The 12,055-nt window shown below is 62.9% G+C and carries 12 protein-coding genes; 6 read left to right on the top strand and 6 right to left on the bottom strand.

Annotated features, from left to right (window positions below):
• Positions 1 to 17 precede the first annotated feature (17 nt).
• The gene (locus tag INT12_RS14135) at positions 18 to 1,028 is read right to left on the bottom strand and encodes an aldo/keto reductase (protein WP_169884338.1); all 1,011 of its coding nucleotides are present in this window, start codon (positions 1,026 to 1,028) and stop codon (positions 18 to 20) included.
• Positions 1,029 to 1,109: 81 nt separating this feature from the next.
• The gene (locus tag INT12_RS14130) at positions 1,110 to 2,012 is read right to left on the bottom strand and encodes a LysR family transcriptional regulator (protein WP_046383522.1); all 903 of its coding nucleotides are present in this window, start codon (positions 2,010 to 2,012) and stop codon (positions 1,110 to 1,112) included.
• Between the two features lie 101 nt (positions 2,013 to 2,113).
• Between INT12_RS14130 and INT12_RS14125 the strand changes: the two genes are divergently transcribed.
• Positions 2,114 to 2,818, top strand: coding sequence for an SDR family oxidoreductase (locus tag INT12_RS14125; protein ID WP_104903234.1), 705 nt, complete (start codon positions 2,114 to 2,116; stop codon positions 2,816 to 2,818).
• Between the two features lie 38 nt (positions 2,819 to 2,856).
• Here INT12_RS14125 and INT12_RS14120 read toward each other — a convergent pair whose 3' ends face one another.
• The gene (locus INT12_RS14120; protein WP_017846287.1) at positions 2,857 to 4,167 is read right to left on the bottom strand and encodes an MFS transporter; all 1,311 of its coding nucleotides are present in this window, start codon (positions 4,165 to 4,167) and stop codon (positions 2,857 to 2,859) included.
• A gap of 161 nt (positions 4,168 to 4,328) precedes the next feature.
• Here INT12_RS14120 and INT12_RS14115 point away from each other — a divergent pair, with 161 nt between their 5' ends.
• Positions 4,329 to 5,435 carry a sugar diacid recognition domain-containing protein gene (locus INT12_RS14115; protein ID WP_193040688.1) on the top strand — a complete coding sequence of 369 codons (1,107 nt, stop codon included), beginning with the start codon at positions 4,329 to 4,331 and terminating at the stop codon, positions 5,433 to 5,435.
• A gap of 91 nt (positions 5,436 to 5,526) precedes the next feature.
• Entirely contained in the window at positions 5,527 to 6,678 is a 1,152-nt protein-coding gene (locus INT12_RS14110; protein ID WP_017846285.1) for a glycerate kinase, read from the top strand.
• On the opposite strand, the gene INT12_RS14105 is transcribed toward INT12_RS14110, so the two are convergent.
• The 3 genes from INT12_RS14105 to ccoN all read right to left on the bottom strand — a co-directional run bounded on the left by INT12_RS14105 (position 6,675) and on the right by ccoN (position 9,094).
• Positions 6,675 to 7,367: an aspartate/glutamate racemase family protein gene (locus INT12_RS14105; RefSeq protein ID WP_017846284.1), complete on the bottom strand. Its 693-nt coding sequence runs from the start codon at positions 7,365 to 7,367 to the stop codon at positions 6,675 to 6,677. The two genes, INT12_RS14110 and INT12_RS14105, sit on opposite strands and share 4 nt — an antisense overlap.
• A 90-nt stretch (positions 7,368 to 7,457) precedes the next feature.
• Positions 7,458 to 7,667 (bottom strand): cbb3-type cytochrome c oxidase subunit 3, encoded by a 210-nt coding sequence (locus INT12_RS14100; RefSeq protein ID WP_017846283.1) that lies wholly within the window; start codon positions 7,665 to 7,667, stop codon positions 7,458 to 7,460.
• On the bottom strand, positions 7,667 to 9,094 hold the full coding sequence (gene ccoN, locus INT12_RS14095) for a cytochrome-c oxidase, cbb3-type subunit I (protein ID WP_017846282.1): 1,428 nt from the start codon (positions 9,092 to 9,094) through the stop codon (positions 7,667 to 7,669). The genes INT12_RS14100 and ccoN overlap by 1 nt, the downstream gene beginning before the upstream one ends.
• 241 nt (positions 9,095 to 9,335) lie before the next feature.
• Between ccoN and INT12_RS14090 the strand changes: the two genes are divergently transcribed.
• The 3 genes from INT12_RS14090 to INT12_RS14080 all read left to right on the top strand — a co-directional run bounded on the left by INT12_RS14090 (position 9,336) and on the right by INT12_RS14080 (position 12,024).
• Entirely contained in the window at positions 9,336 to 11,000 is a 1,665-nt protein-coding gene (locus INT12_RS14090) for a nitrite/sulfite reductase (RefSeq protein ID WP_193040687.1), read from the top strand.
• The gene (locus tag INT12_RS14085) at positions 10,997 to 11,461 is read left to right on the top strand and encodes a DUF934 domain-containing protein (RefSeq protein ID WP_193040686.1); all 465 of its coding nucleotides are present in this window, start codon (positions 10,997 to 10,999) and stop codon (positions 11,459 to 11,461) included. The genes INT12_RS14090 and INT12_RS14085 overlap by 4 nt, the downstream gene beginning before the upstream one ends.
• A gap of 68 nt (positions 11,462 to 11,529) precedes the next feature.
• Entirely contained in the window at positions 11,530 to 12,024 is a 495-nt protein-coding gene (locus INT12_RS14080) for a hypothetical protein (protein ID WP_017846279.1), read from the top strand.
• Positions 12,025 to 12,055 lie beyond the last annotated feature (31 nt).

Genomic DNA, 12,055 nt, shown 5'->3' with positions numbered 1-12,055 from the left:
CTGCGATTTTTCGGGGGTTACGTGCGTGCCATGCGGCCCGACACAAAGTGACCGACATCATTGAAGCCCGGGGTGGACGAGTGCCCCGGCGTCACCAGCGAGTCGATAAAGGCCTCGTCCTCAGCGGTGAGCTTCACATCCAGTGCGCCGGTGTAAGCATCCCACTGCGCTTCGGTGCGCGGGCCGACAATCGCAGAGCTGACGGCCGCGTTGTTCAGTACCCAGGCGATTGCGAATTCGACAATCCCCACGCCACGTTCTTGGGCGTATTGCTGGATTTGCTGGGCAATGCGCAGCGACTCGACCCGCCATTCGGTTTCCAGAATGCGCTTGTCCTGCCGCGCGGCGCGGCTGCCGGCCTCGGGCGTGGCATCGGGTGCGTATTTTCCGCTGAGTACGCCACGGGCCAGTGGGCTGTAAGGCACCACGCCCAAGCCATAGGCGGCTGCGGCGGTGATCTGTTCGACCTCGGCCTGGCGATTGACGATGTTGTACAGCGGCTGGCTGATCACCGGCTTGTCCACGCCCAGGCGCTCGGCCACGCGAATCACTTCGGCAACGCGCCAGCCGCGGTAGTTGGACAGGCCCCAGTAACGGATCTTGCCCTGGCGAATCAGGTCGCCGATCGCCGATACGCTGACCTCCAGCGGGGTGTTGTGGTCTTCGCGGTGCAGGTAGTAGATATCCAGGTAGTCGGTGTCGAGGCGGGTCAGGCTGGCTTCCAGTGCATTGAAAATACGCTTGCGGCTCAAACCGCTGCGGTTGGGCAAACCGTCCGGTGGGCCAAAGCCGACCTTGGACGCCACCACCCAGTCCTGACGCTGGCGGGCGATGGCTTCACCGACCAGCTCTTCCGAACGTCCGCCTGTATAAACGTCGGCGGTGTCGATGAAGTTGATGCCCTGGTCCCAGGCCTTGTCGATGATGCGCAACGAGTCTTCGGTGTTGGTCTGTTCGCCAAACATCATGGTGCCCAGGGTCAAGGCGCTGACCTTCAACCCGGATTGGCCCAACGTGCGATAAATCATACAAAGCTCCTCAAATCAGGAAAACGTGTGCCATGCAATACCAGACTCGCAGGCTCTGGGACAAGCCCTGGGCGCGTTTCTTCATACGCTCAGCAGCGTCCGGCAACGTGTCTGGAGGAAGCGATGCAACACTTTCACCCGTTCCGACACTTGCAGGCGATGGGGGCACATCAGATTGAAGGGCGTGGGTTCGCCCTGCCAGTCGGTCAACAGCGGCACCAGGCGTCCGGCCTGGATGTCGCTGGCGATATCCAGGTTGGCTTTATAGGCGATGCCATGCCCGGCCAATGCCCAGCGCCGCACGATTTCGCCGTCATCGCTCAAATAGTCGCCCGTCACCTCGACTTCCTGCAGCTCGGCGCCTTGGCGGAAGTACCAGGTGTTGTTGGCCCGCCCCTGGCGCATGTAGCGCAGCGTATTGTGTTGCGCCAGTTCTGCCGGCGTGCTCGGTGCGCCATGGCGCGCGAGGTAGGCGGGGCTGGCGCAGGCGATGCGGCGGTGGTCCGGCACCACTGGCAACGCCACCAGGCTGGAGTCACGGGGTACACCGAAGCGCAGCGCGATGTCGACGGTTTCGCGGAACAGGTCGGCGTTACTGTCGTTCAGCAACAGTTGAACGCGGATGTTCGGGTGCTCCAGCTTGAACTCATCCAGCCAGCCCAGCAGCACGTTGCGCCCGAAATCCGAAGGCGCGGCCAATTGCAGCCAACCGCTGAGGCTTTGGCCTTGTTGCTTGATCGCCTGTTCACCCTCGGACAGGGCTTCCAGGGCCACGCGCACGCTGTCCAGATAGCGCCGGCCTTCCTCGGTCAGGCGCATGCTGCGGGTGGAGCGCGCCAGCAGCCGTATGCCCAGGCGGGTTTCCAGGCGCTTGAGCGCAATACTCGCGGCGGCCGGCGTGAGACTGAGGCTGCGCGCGGCCGCCGACAGGCTGCCGGTGTCGGCGCTGCGCACGAAGACTTCCAGGTCGAGAATCGAGCTCATTTGTAAAAAACCTTTAAATATCTTGTCGTTTTACCGGGATTTTTCGCTGATTGCCAAGCTGGGAAGATGAACGCTCATTTTTTGACCCAGGATCTTTCTCCATGACCCATTCCCTCAGCGGTAAAACTGTCATCGTTATCGGCGGCAGCAGCGGCATTGGCGCGGCAGTGGCCAAGGCGGCAGCCGCGCGTGGCGCACAGGTGGTGCTGGCTGGACGGCGTGTGTCCTCCGGCGTCGATAACGGCGTGCGCAGCGAACCGGTGGACGTCACCGACAGCGCCTCGCTGCAACGCCTGTTCGAAGCCGTGGGGCACTTTGATCATCTGGTCTATACCGCCGGCCCGTCGGTGCGCGCCAAGAACCTGATCGACACCGACCTGGACGAAGCCCAGGATAATTTCAACGTTAAACTCTGGGGTTCGTTGCGCGCGATTCAACGGGCGCTGCCGTTCCTCGACGAGCACGGCAGCATCAGCCTGACCTCCGGTCAACTGGGGCGCAAATTGGCGCCCGGTCAGTTCATCAAGACCGGTATCAATGCCGCCACCGAAGCGCTGGGCAAGCAATTGGCCAAGGAGCTGGCACCGCGTCGGGTCAATGTGATCAGTCCTGGCGTGATCGACACGCCGGCGTATGCCGGGTTGGACGAAACGCAGCGCCTGGCGATGTTTGCCAAGGTGGAGAGCGCATTGCCAGTAGGTCGCGTCGGGCAGGCCGACGAAGTGGCGGCGGGGTTTGTGCTGGCCATGGAAAATGGCTTTATGACCGGCGCCGTGATCGATATCGACGGCGGCGGCCAGTTGTAAATCCCCAACCCAGAGTAGGAGCAAGCCTGCTCCAACTGTCAGACTTTGAGGGTGCGGGTCATACGCAGTGCCAACACACTGCCGCCGACGATCACCGCCGCCAGCAGGTACAGCGCGATATCCGTGGACCCGGTGGCATCCTTCACAAAGCCGACGATGTACGGGCTGAGGAAGCCGGCCATCTGGCCCATCGAGTTGATCAACGCCAGGCCACCGGCCGCCGCGCCCGCACTGAGCATGGCAGTGGGCACCGGCCAGAACATCGGCAGGCCGGTGAGGGCGCCCATGGTGGCGATGGTCAGGCCGAGAATGGCGATGGCCGGGGTGGTGGCGAAATTCACCGCGATCACCAGGCCCAGCGCGCCCATCAACATCGGCACTACCAAATGCCAGCGCCGCTCCTTGCGCAAGTCGGCGGAGCGGCCCACCAGCAACATGAACACCGCGGCCAGCAGGTAGGGAATCGCGCTGAGCCAGCCGATCACCAGGTTATCGCTGAAACCCAGGTTCTTGATGATCGAGGGCAACCAGAAGTTGATCGCGTAGACGCCGCTCTGAATGCAGAAATAGATCAAGCCGAACGCCCAGATCGCCGGGTTCTTGAACACTTCGGCGAGGGAGTCGGTGGTGGTTTTCGGCTTGTTCGCCAGGTCAGTCGCGTGGTCGGCTTCCAGCATTGCGCGCTCATGCGGTTGGAGCCATTTGGCGTTGGCAAAACTGTCGCTGAGCAGGAAGTAGGCGAGGGCGCCCAGGATTACGGTCGGGATACCTTGCAACAGGAACATCCACTGCCAGCCGGCGAGCCCGCCTTGGCCGGCGCCGAAGTGGTTGAGTATCCAGCCGGAAAACGGGCTGCCCAACAGGCCGGACACCGGAATCGCCGACATGAACAACGCCATGATCCGCCCACGGCGGAAGGTCGGGAACCACTGCGAGAGATACAGCACCACACCGGGGAAGAAGCCGGCTTCGGCGGCACCGGTCAACAGGCGCAACGTATAGAAATGCGTCGGCGTGGTGACGAACAGCAGGCAGGTAGACAGCGTGCCCCAGACGATCATCATCAAGGCAATCCAGCGCCGCGGACCGAACTTGGTCAGCGCCAGGTTGCTCGGCACGCCACACAGCACGTAGCCGATAAAGAAGATCCCGGCACCCAGGCCGTACACGGTTTCGCTGAACTTCAACGCATCGAGCATCTGCAACTTGGCAAAGCCAACGTTCACCCGGTCAAGGTAGTTGAACAGGTAGCAGATAAAAATGAAGGGGATCAGGCGCAGGGTAATGCGCTTGTAGATGGCGTTTTTATCGTCATCGGTGGCCAGTGGTGCAACGGCGCTCTGTGACATGGGAGTCTCTCTTTATTATGATTTTTTGCGATGCGAGGGTAACGTTGATCGCCCCATGAGTCTCGGCCACCTGGCGGGGTGCTGTCTTTGTGCTCGCGCACAGTGAAGCATCCTTTGCGCTGTGCCGATGAACAACCGCCGCTTTCAAGGAAATTAGCCCCATGTTCGAGCTGGATCATGACCTGGCGCAGGATATCGTCGATCGCACCATGGCGATCCTGCCGCATAACGTCAACGTCATGGACAGCCAGGGCCTGATCCTCGGCAGCGGCGAGCCGGGGCGCATCAACACGCGGCATGAAGGCGCGCAACTGGTGTTGGCCAACGGCCGCGTGGTGGAGATCGACGGGCAGACCGCCAAGCACCTCAAGGGCGTGCAACCGGGCATCAACCTGCCGTTGATGCACGACCAGCGCCTGATCGGCGTGCTCGGCATTACCGGCGAGCCGGAGGGGCTGCGCACGTATGCCGAACTGGTACGCATGACCGCAGAAATGCTGGTCAGCCACCGGCATCAGCAAGCCGAGCAACAATGGCGACGCCAGCGCTGCGACGATCTGTTGGCGTTGCTGCTGGCCGACACCGGCGACTCGCCACGCCTGGTGGATGAGGCGCAGCAACTGGGGCTCAAGCCGCAGATGGCGCGCACGCCGTATCTGTTCGAGTTGGGGGCGGGGCAGACGGCGGAAGCGCTGAGTGCCTGGTTGACGTCGCGCTATCCGGACAGTTGGTGCGTCAGCTCCGCGCAGTATTCGCTGCTATGGTGCCGGCCGGCGGCGGTGCCGGTGGACAATCCGCGCCTGCTGGAAAAGCTCGAAGGCCTGGGCTGGACGATTCTGCGGGTGGCGGTGGGCGGGCAAGCCGATGGCTTGGCGGGGTTGCGTCGTTGTTATCGACGCGTGGGCGACCTGCTGGCCTACGGCCGCGATGTCCTGCCGCATTCACGGCTGCTGACCCTCAACCGCTATCGCCTGCCGGTGATGCTCTGGCGCCATCGCAACGACGATGCTCTGGACGAATTGCTCAACCCGCTGCGAAAAGTGCTGGCCAAGGACAACAACGGCCAACTGCAGGCGACCTTGCGCAGTTGGTGCGAACACGACGGGCAAAGCCAGGCATGCGCAGATGCGCTGGGCATTCACCGCAACAGCCTGCGCTACCGCATGGAGCGCATTGCCGAACTCAGCGGGGTCGACCCGTTGACGCTGGATGGCATGCTCGCGCTGTACCTTGGCGTCCAGCTGCTGCCCCAGGTTTTGTCGGAATGACCAACAAGCCGGGTTCGCACTTGTGCATCGGACCAGCGTCATTGCCGCTGCCAACTGGCAGCATGGGCGGCATAAAAACCGGAGAACGCCCATGAAAATCATCATCGCCCCCGATTCGTTCAAAGACAGCCTGAGTGCCGAAGGCGTCGCCCAGGCCATTGCCGAAGGCTTGGCGCAGGTCTGGCCGGATGCACGCGTGGTCCAGTGCCCGATGGCGGACGGTGGTGAAGGCACGGTGGAGTCGGTACTCGCCGCCTGCCAGGGCGAACTGCGGCACCAATCGGTGAAAGGCCCCTTGGGCGCTGCGGTTGACGCGCATTGGGGCTGGCTGGCCGACAGCCACACCGCACTCATCGAAATGGCCGAAGCCAGCGGCCTGCAATTGGTGGCGCCGGGGCAGCGCGACGCGTGCTCCACGACCACCTTCGGCACCGGCGAACTGATCCGCGCGGCCCTGGACGCCGGTGCCCGGCGCATCATCCTGGCGATTGGCGGCAGTGCCACCAACGATGGCGGCGCAGGCGCGATGCAGGCACTCGGCGTGCAGTTGTTCGATGCCGAGGGTCACCCTCTGGCACCGGGCGGCCTGGCTTTGGCCCGCCTGGCGCGGATCAGCCTGGAACAACTCGACCCGCGCCTGGCCCAGGTGCGCTTTGAAATCGCCGCCGACGTGAATAACCCGTTGTGCGGCCCCCATGGCGCCTCGGCAATTTTCGGCCCGCAAAAAGGCGCCGATCCGCAGCAGGTCGAACAACTCGACGCGGCCCTCGGCCATTTTGCCGACCATTGCGCCAAGGTCTTGCCCAACGACGTGCGCGACGAACCCGGCAGTGGCGCCGCCGGCGGCCTGGGGTTCGCCGCCAAGGCCTTCCTCGGGGCGCAGTTCCGTGCGGGGGTGGAGGTGGTCGCCGAACTGGTCGGCCTCGACGAAGCGATACGCGGCGCCGACCTGGTGATCACCGGTGAAGGTCGTTTCGACGCCCAGACATTGCGCGGTAAAACACCCTTCGGCGTGGCACGCATCGCCCAGCGGCACCAGGTCCCGGTGATCGTGATCGCCGGCACGCTGGGTGAAGGCTACGAGCAGATGTACGCCCACGGCGTGGATGCAGCCTTCGCCTTGCCGTCCGGGCCGATGAGCCTGGAGCAGGCCTGTAGCGAGGCACCGCGCTTGTTGCGCGAGCGAGCGGCGGATGTTGCGCGGCTGTGGCGCCGCGCGGCGGGGTCAAGAACCTCGGCTTAGTCCCGTAACGCGAACGCCACCGCTGCCTGCGCATGCAGCACCGTGGTGTCGAGCAGCGGCAGGTCGCTGTGTTCGGGTTTGATCAGCAGGCCGATTTCCGTGCAGCCCAGGATGATTGCCTGGGCGCCGCGTGCGGCCAGGGAGGCGATCACGCGCTGATAGACCTGGCGTGACGCCTCGCTGATCACGCCGACGCACAATTCCTCATAGATGATCCGGTGGACGGCCTGGCGCTCGTTCGCATCGGGCACCAGCACGTTCAGGCCGTGGGCGGCCAGGCGCGAGGTGAGAAAGTCCTGTTCCATGGTGAACGCGGTGCCGAGTAAACCCACGGTCAGGGTGCCGGCGGCGACGGCCGCGGCACCTGCGGCATCGGCAATATGCAGAAAGGGAATCGACACCGCCGCTTCGATCCGCGGCGCCACCAAATGCATGGTGTTGGTACACAGCACCACGCACTCGGCCCCCCCGGCTTGCAGGCGGCGCGCAGCATCCTCGAGGATCAGCGCGGCGTCGTCCCAGCGTCCGGCATGCTGGGCCTGTTCCACCGGGCCGAAGTCCACGCTGTACATCAGCAGTTGCGCCGAACGCAGCGGACCGAGCTGGTCGCGCACGCGCTGGTTGATGATGCGGTAGTACTCGGCGCTGGACTCCCAGCTCATGCCGCCGATCAGGCCGATGGTGTGCATGCGATGCTCCTGACAAGAAATATCGCATCACCTTACCCATCGGCCGCCGAATAGTCATACGCAGTTGCGCGCCAAATCAGCGGAGCAGTTTCACATATCCAGATTGCCCCAGCCCGGCCTGGCTTGCTCCGCTGCCACCGCGTGGATCTGTTTGCCGGTGGCCAGCTCCACCCGGCGCGCCACCTCCGGGTCGTCGGCGAACGGAATCAAACTCGCCTCATCCAGCGTCTCCTCGGATTGACCGCGCAAACAGTACTCCACCGCGCCATACAGGCACACCACCATCAGAAAGCCCCACATCAGACGATCCTCGCGTCAAGCTGCGCGACCCGCAAGTCCGCGACCCGCACCGTGCGCCAGGTGTTGTAGGCCATCAGCAGCATGCCGCTGAGAAACAACACGCCACCGGCAAAGCGCACCACAAACCCCGGATGGCTGGCCTGCAAGGCCTCGACAAACGAGTAGGTGAGGGTGCCGTCATCGTTGATCGCACGCCACATCAGGCCCTGGGTAATGCCGTTGACCCACATCGAGGCGATGTACAGCACGGTGCCGATGGTCGCCAGCCAGAAGTGCAGGTTGATCAGCGTCACGCTGTGCATCTGCTGGCGGCCGAAGACTTTCGGGATCATGTGGTACAGCGAGCCGAAGGTGATCATCGCCACCCAGCCCAACGCGCCGGCATGGACGTGGCCGATGGTCCAGTCGGTGTAGTGGGAGAGGGCGTTGACGGTCTTGATCGCCATCATCGGCCCTTCGAAGGTCGACATGCCGTAGAACGCCAGCGACAACACCAAAAAGCGCAGGATCGGGTCGCTGCGCAACTTATGCCAGGCGCCCGACAAGGTCATCATGCCGTTGATCATGCCACCCCAGCTCGGCGCGAGCAGGATCAGCGACATCGCCATGCCCAGCGACTGCGCCCAGTCCGGCAGCGCCGTGTAATGCAAGTGGTGCGGACCGGCCCAGATGTACAAGGTGATCAGTGCCCAGAAATGCACGATGGACAGGCGATAGGAATACACCGGCCGTCCGACTTGTTTCGGCACGAAGTAGTACATCATCCCCAGGAAACCGGTGGTCAGGAAAAAGCCCACGGCGTTATGCCCGTACCACCATTGCACCATCGCATCGGTGGCGCCGGAATACACCGGGTAGGACTTGAACCAGTCCACCGGAATCGCCAGGTGGTTGACCACATGCAGCATGGCGATCACCAGGATGAACGCGCCGAAAAACCAGTTGCCCACGTAGATGTGCCGGGTCTGGCGCCGTACCACGGTGGTGAAAAACACAATGGCGTAGGCCACCCACACCACCGTCATCCATACCGCGCCGGAGAATTCGATCTCGGCGTATTCCTTGGTGGTGGTGTAGCCCAACGGCAGGCTGATCAACATGATCACGATGACCGATTGCCAACCCCAGAAGGTAAATGCGGCGAGCTTGTCGGAAAACAGCCGCACCTGGCAGGTGCGCTGTACCGCGTAATAACTGGCGGCGAACTGCGCGCTGCCGGCGAACCCGAAGATCACCAGGCTGGTGTGCAACGGTCGCAGTCGGCCAAAAGTCGTCCAGGGCAAATCGAGGTTCATTTCCGGCCAGACCAGCTGCGAAGCGATCCACACGCCCATGGCCATGCCCACCACGCCCCAGACGATGGTGGCAATCACGAATTGGCGAACGACCTTGTAGTTATAGGCCTGTCCGATTGTTGCTGTGCTCATGCTCAGTCCTCCCACGGTTCCAAGTGGCGGGCACTGTAGGAAGTGTGGGTAAAACAAAACAGACTCAGAAAAAGCTGATTACTACGGATCAGTTTATTCGGCGTGAAAGCACGGCTTATAGCCCATCTGATCCGCTTTTTAAGCCTGCACCTGAATCTTTAATGCCCTGCGCCGCAGGCGCATAGTCGCCCCCCCTAGAAGCCGCGCCCTGGGACGCGGCCAACCCTGATGAGGCGGTGATATGTACCAGTACGATGCATACGACCGGGCGCTGGTGTTCGAGCGCGTGGCGCAATTTCGTGATCAGGTCGAGCGTTTTATCGCCGGCGAATTGAGCGAAGAAGAGTTTCTGCCCTTGCGCCTGCAGAACGGCCTGTACCTGCAAAAGCATGCCTACATGCTGCGGGTGGCGATTCCCTACGGCACCTTGAGCGCCGAACAGATGCGTACCCTGGCCAGCATCGCCCGCGACTACGACCGTGGCTACGGCCACTTCACCACCCGGCAGAACCTGCAGTTCAACTGGATCGAGCTGCACCAGGTGCCCGACATCCTCGAACGCCTGGCCCAGGTGGACATGCATGCGATCCAGACCTCCGGTAACTGCGTGCGCAATATCACCACCGAAGCCTTTGCCGGGGTCGCGGCCGACGAGCTGCTGGACCCGCGCCCGTTGGCGGAGATTCTGCGCCAGTGGTCGACCATCAACCCGGAATTCCTGTTCCTGCCGCGCAAGTTCAAGATCGCCATCTGCTCGGCCCGCGAAGACCGCGCGGCGATCATGATGCATGACATCGGCCTGTACCTTTACCGTGACGACCAAGGCGAGATGCTGCTGCGCATGATGGTGGGCGGCGGCCTGGGCCGCACGCCGATCCTCGGTTTGCAGATTCGCGAGGGCTTGCCGTGGCGGCACCTGCTGTCCTACGTCGAGGCGGTGTTGCGCGTGTACAACCGGCATGGCCGGCGGGACAACAAGTACAAGGCGCGCATCAAGATCCTGGTCAAGGCGCTGGGGATCGACGCGTTTTCCCAGGAGGTGGAGGAAGAATGGCAGTACCTGCGCGATGGCCCGGCGCAGTTGACCGATGCCGAATACGCGCGGGTGGCGTCGGCCTTCGTGCCGCCGGCGTATGCGTCGCTCAGCGATACCAGCCTGGCCTACGGCACCGAACTGGCCGACAACCCGGGCTTTGCGCGCTGGGTCAGCCGCAACGTCATGCCGCATAAAGTCGCGGGCTACGCCAGCGTGGTGTTGTCCACCAAACCCGGTATCAGCGCGCCGCCCGGCGACGTCAGCGCCCCGCAAATGGAGGCCGTGGCCGAGTGGGCGGAGCAGTTCGGTTTTGGCGAAATCCGCATCGCCCATGAACAGAACATCGTGTTGCCGGATGTGCCCAAGGAGCATCTGCATGCCGTGTGGCGCCTGGCCTGCGAACACGGCCTGGGCGCGGCGAATATCGGCCTGTTGACCGACATCATCGCCTGCCCCGGCGGTGACTTCTGCGCCCTGGCCAATGCCAAGTCGATCCCCATCGCCCAGGCGATCCAGCAGCGCTTCGATAACCTCGACTACCTGCACGACCTGGGTGACATCAGCCTGAACATCTCGGGTTGCATCAATGCCTGCGGCCATCACCACATCGGCAATATCGGCATCCTGGGCGTCGATAAGAATGGCAGTGAGTGGTATCAGATCACCCTCGGCGGGGCCCAGGGCAAACACAGTTCACTGGGCAAAGTGATCGGCCCGTCGTTCAGCGCCGCCGAGATTCCGGATGTGATCGAGCGCGTGATCAGCACCTTCGTGCGCTACCGCGAAAGCGAAGAGCGCTTTGTCGATACCGTGCAGCGCATTGGCCTGGAGCCGTTCAAGGAGCAGGTGTACGCGGAGCAGCAGGCATGAACAATCTGTTGAAGCTTGAGCAGGGGCAGGCGCGTCTGGTGGCGGATGATCCGTGGGTGTTGGTGCGTGACGAGGTGCCGGACGGCGCTGCACTGATCCTGCCGCTGGCGTCCTATGCGCCGGGGCATGGCGTGTGGCTGGGCCCGGATGATGAGGTCGAACTGCTGCAGCCCTGGCTCGCCACGCTGCCGCTGATTGCCCTGGATTTCCCCAGCTTTCGTGACGGCCGCGCCTATAGCCAGGCCTATCTGTTGCGCACGCGTATGGGCTGGCGAGGCGAGTTGCGGGCGATTGGCGATGTGCTACGCGATCAGCTCAGCCATATGCGCCAGTGCGGGTTCGATGCGTTTGCGGTGCGCGCGGACAAATCGGCTGAAGACGCCCTGAAAGGGCTGGCGGGGATGAGCGTGCAGTACGGGCGTAGCGTGATCGAGCCGCGCCCGCTGTTTCGCAGGCGTTAATCATACGGTGAGTTGCCGCATCTGCCATGATCGCGGTTCGCACTACGGCTCACCCGAGGAAAACCGCAATGGATGATGTACAGCAACTGGGCGAGATGCTTCGTCATTACGCCGATAGCGAAGCGCACAAAAAACAGCAGTTCGAGGTGCAATCGGCGCGCTGGGCACTAAAGCTCGGCGAGCTGTTCCAGCAGATCGAACAATGGCTGGAACCGGTCAATACCGCTGGTTTGCTTGAAGTCCACCGTGAAGCGTATGTCGCCAGCGGCCCGAGCGTTCCGGTGGAGACATCGCCGTTCAAGAGCGAAAAACTCACCGTGCAGATCACCGGCAAGAATGTGGAGTTCGTGCCGGACGTGATGGGCGTCGGCGGCTTGATTTCGGTGTCGGTCATGGGCCTGACGGCGGCACGGCACGGCAGTGTTTCACTGGTGCTGCCGGCGGATAAAAACGACTGGTTGTGGAAGAAAACCAACGGTTTGAAAGACCCGGACACCTTCGCCTTCAACGCGAACTTCCTGGCCGCGCAGTTGCAGAGCCTGATCCCGCGCGAACGCAGCTGAGCTTTTCAGCGCTTTTTCCCAGGATTGGCTA

The sequence above is a fragment of the Pseudomonas sp. K8 genome (assembly GCF_014889455.1).
GTDB classification, from domain to species: Bacteria; Pseudomonadota; Gammaproteobacteria; order Pseudomonadales; family Pseudomonadaceae; genus Aquipseudomonas; species Aquipseudomonas veronii.
This window is presented reverse-complemented; position numbering and strand designations above follow the sequence as displayed.

Excerpts from the sequence above, each read along its gene's own strand:
- ccoN (WP_017846282.1), bottom strand. The coding sequence starts at position 9,094 with ATGAGCACAGCAACAATCGGACAGGCCTATAACTACAAGGTCGTTCGC.
- INT12_RS14110 (WP_017846285.1), top strand. The coding sequence starts at position 5,527 with ATGAAAATCATCATCGCCCCCGATTCGTTCAAAGACAGCCTGAGTGCC.
- INT12_RS14135 (WP_169884338.1), bottom strand. The coding sequence starts at position 1,028 with ATGATTTATCGCACGTTGGGCCAATCCGGGTTGAAGGTCAGCGCCTTG.
- INT12_RS14115 (WP_193040688.1), top strand. The coding sequence starts at position 4,329 with ATGTTCGAGCTGGATCATGACCTGGCGCAGGATATCGTCGATCGCACC.
- INT12_RS14130 (WP_046383522.1), bottom strand. The coding sequence starts at position 2,012 with ATGAGCTCGATTCTCGACCTGGAAGTCTTCGTGCGCAGCGCCGACACC.
- INT12_RS14125 (WP_104903234.1), top strand. The coding sequence starts at position 2,114 with ATGACCCATTCCCTCAGCGGTAAAACTGTCATCGTTATCGGCGGCAGC.
- INT12_RS14100 (WP_017846283.1), bottom strand. The coding sequence starts at position 7,667 with ATGTGGGGCTTTCTGATGGTGGTGTGCCTGTATGGCGCGGTGGAGTAC.
- INT12_RS14120 (WP_017846287.1), bottom strand. The coding sequence starts at position 4,167 with ATGTCACAGAGCGCCGTTGCACCACTGGCCACCGATGACGATAAAAAC.
- INT12_RS14105 (WP_017846284.1), bottom strand. The coding sequence starts at position 7,367 with ATGCACACCATCGGCCTGATCGGCGGCATGAGCTGGGAGTCCAGCGCC.
- INT12_RS14080 (WP_017846279.1), top strand. The coding sequence starts at position 11,530 with ATGGATGATGTACAGCAACTGGGCGAGATGCTTCGTCATTACGCCGAT.
- INT12_RS14090 (WP_193040687.1), top strand. The coding sequence starts at position 9,336 with ATGTACCAGTACGATGCATACGACCGGGCGCTGGTGTTCGAGCGCGTG.
- INT12_RS14085 (WP_193040686.1), top strand. The coding sequence starts at position 10,997 with ATGAACAATCTGTTGAAGCTTGAGCAGGGGCAGGCGCGTCTGGTGGCG.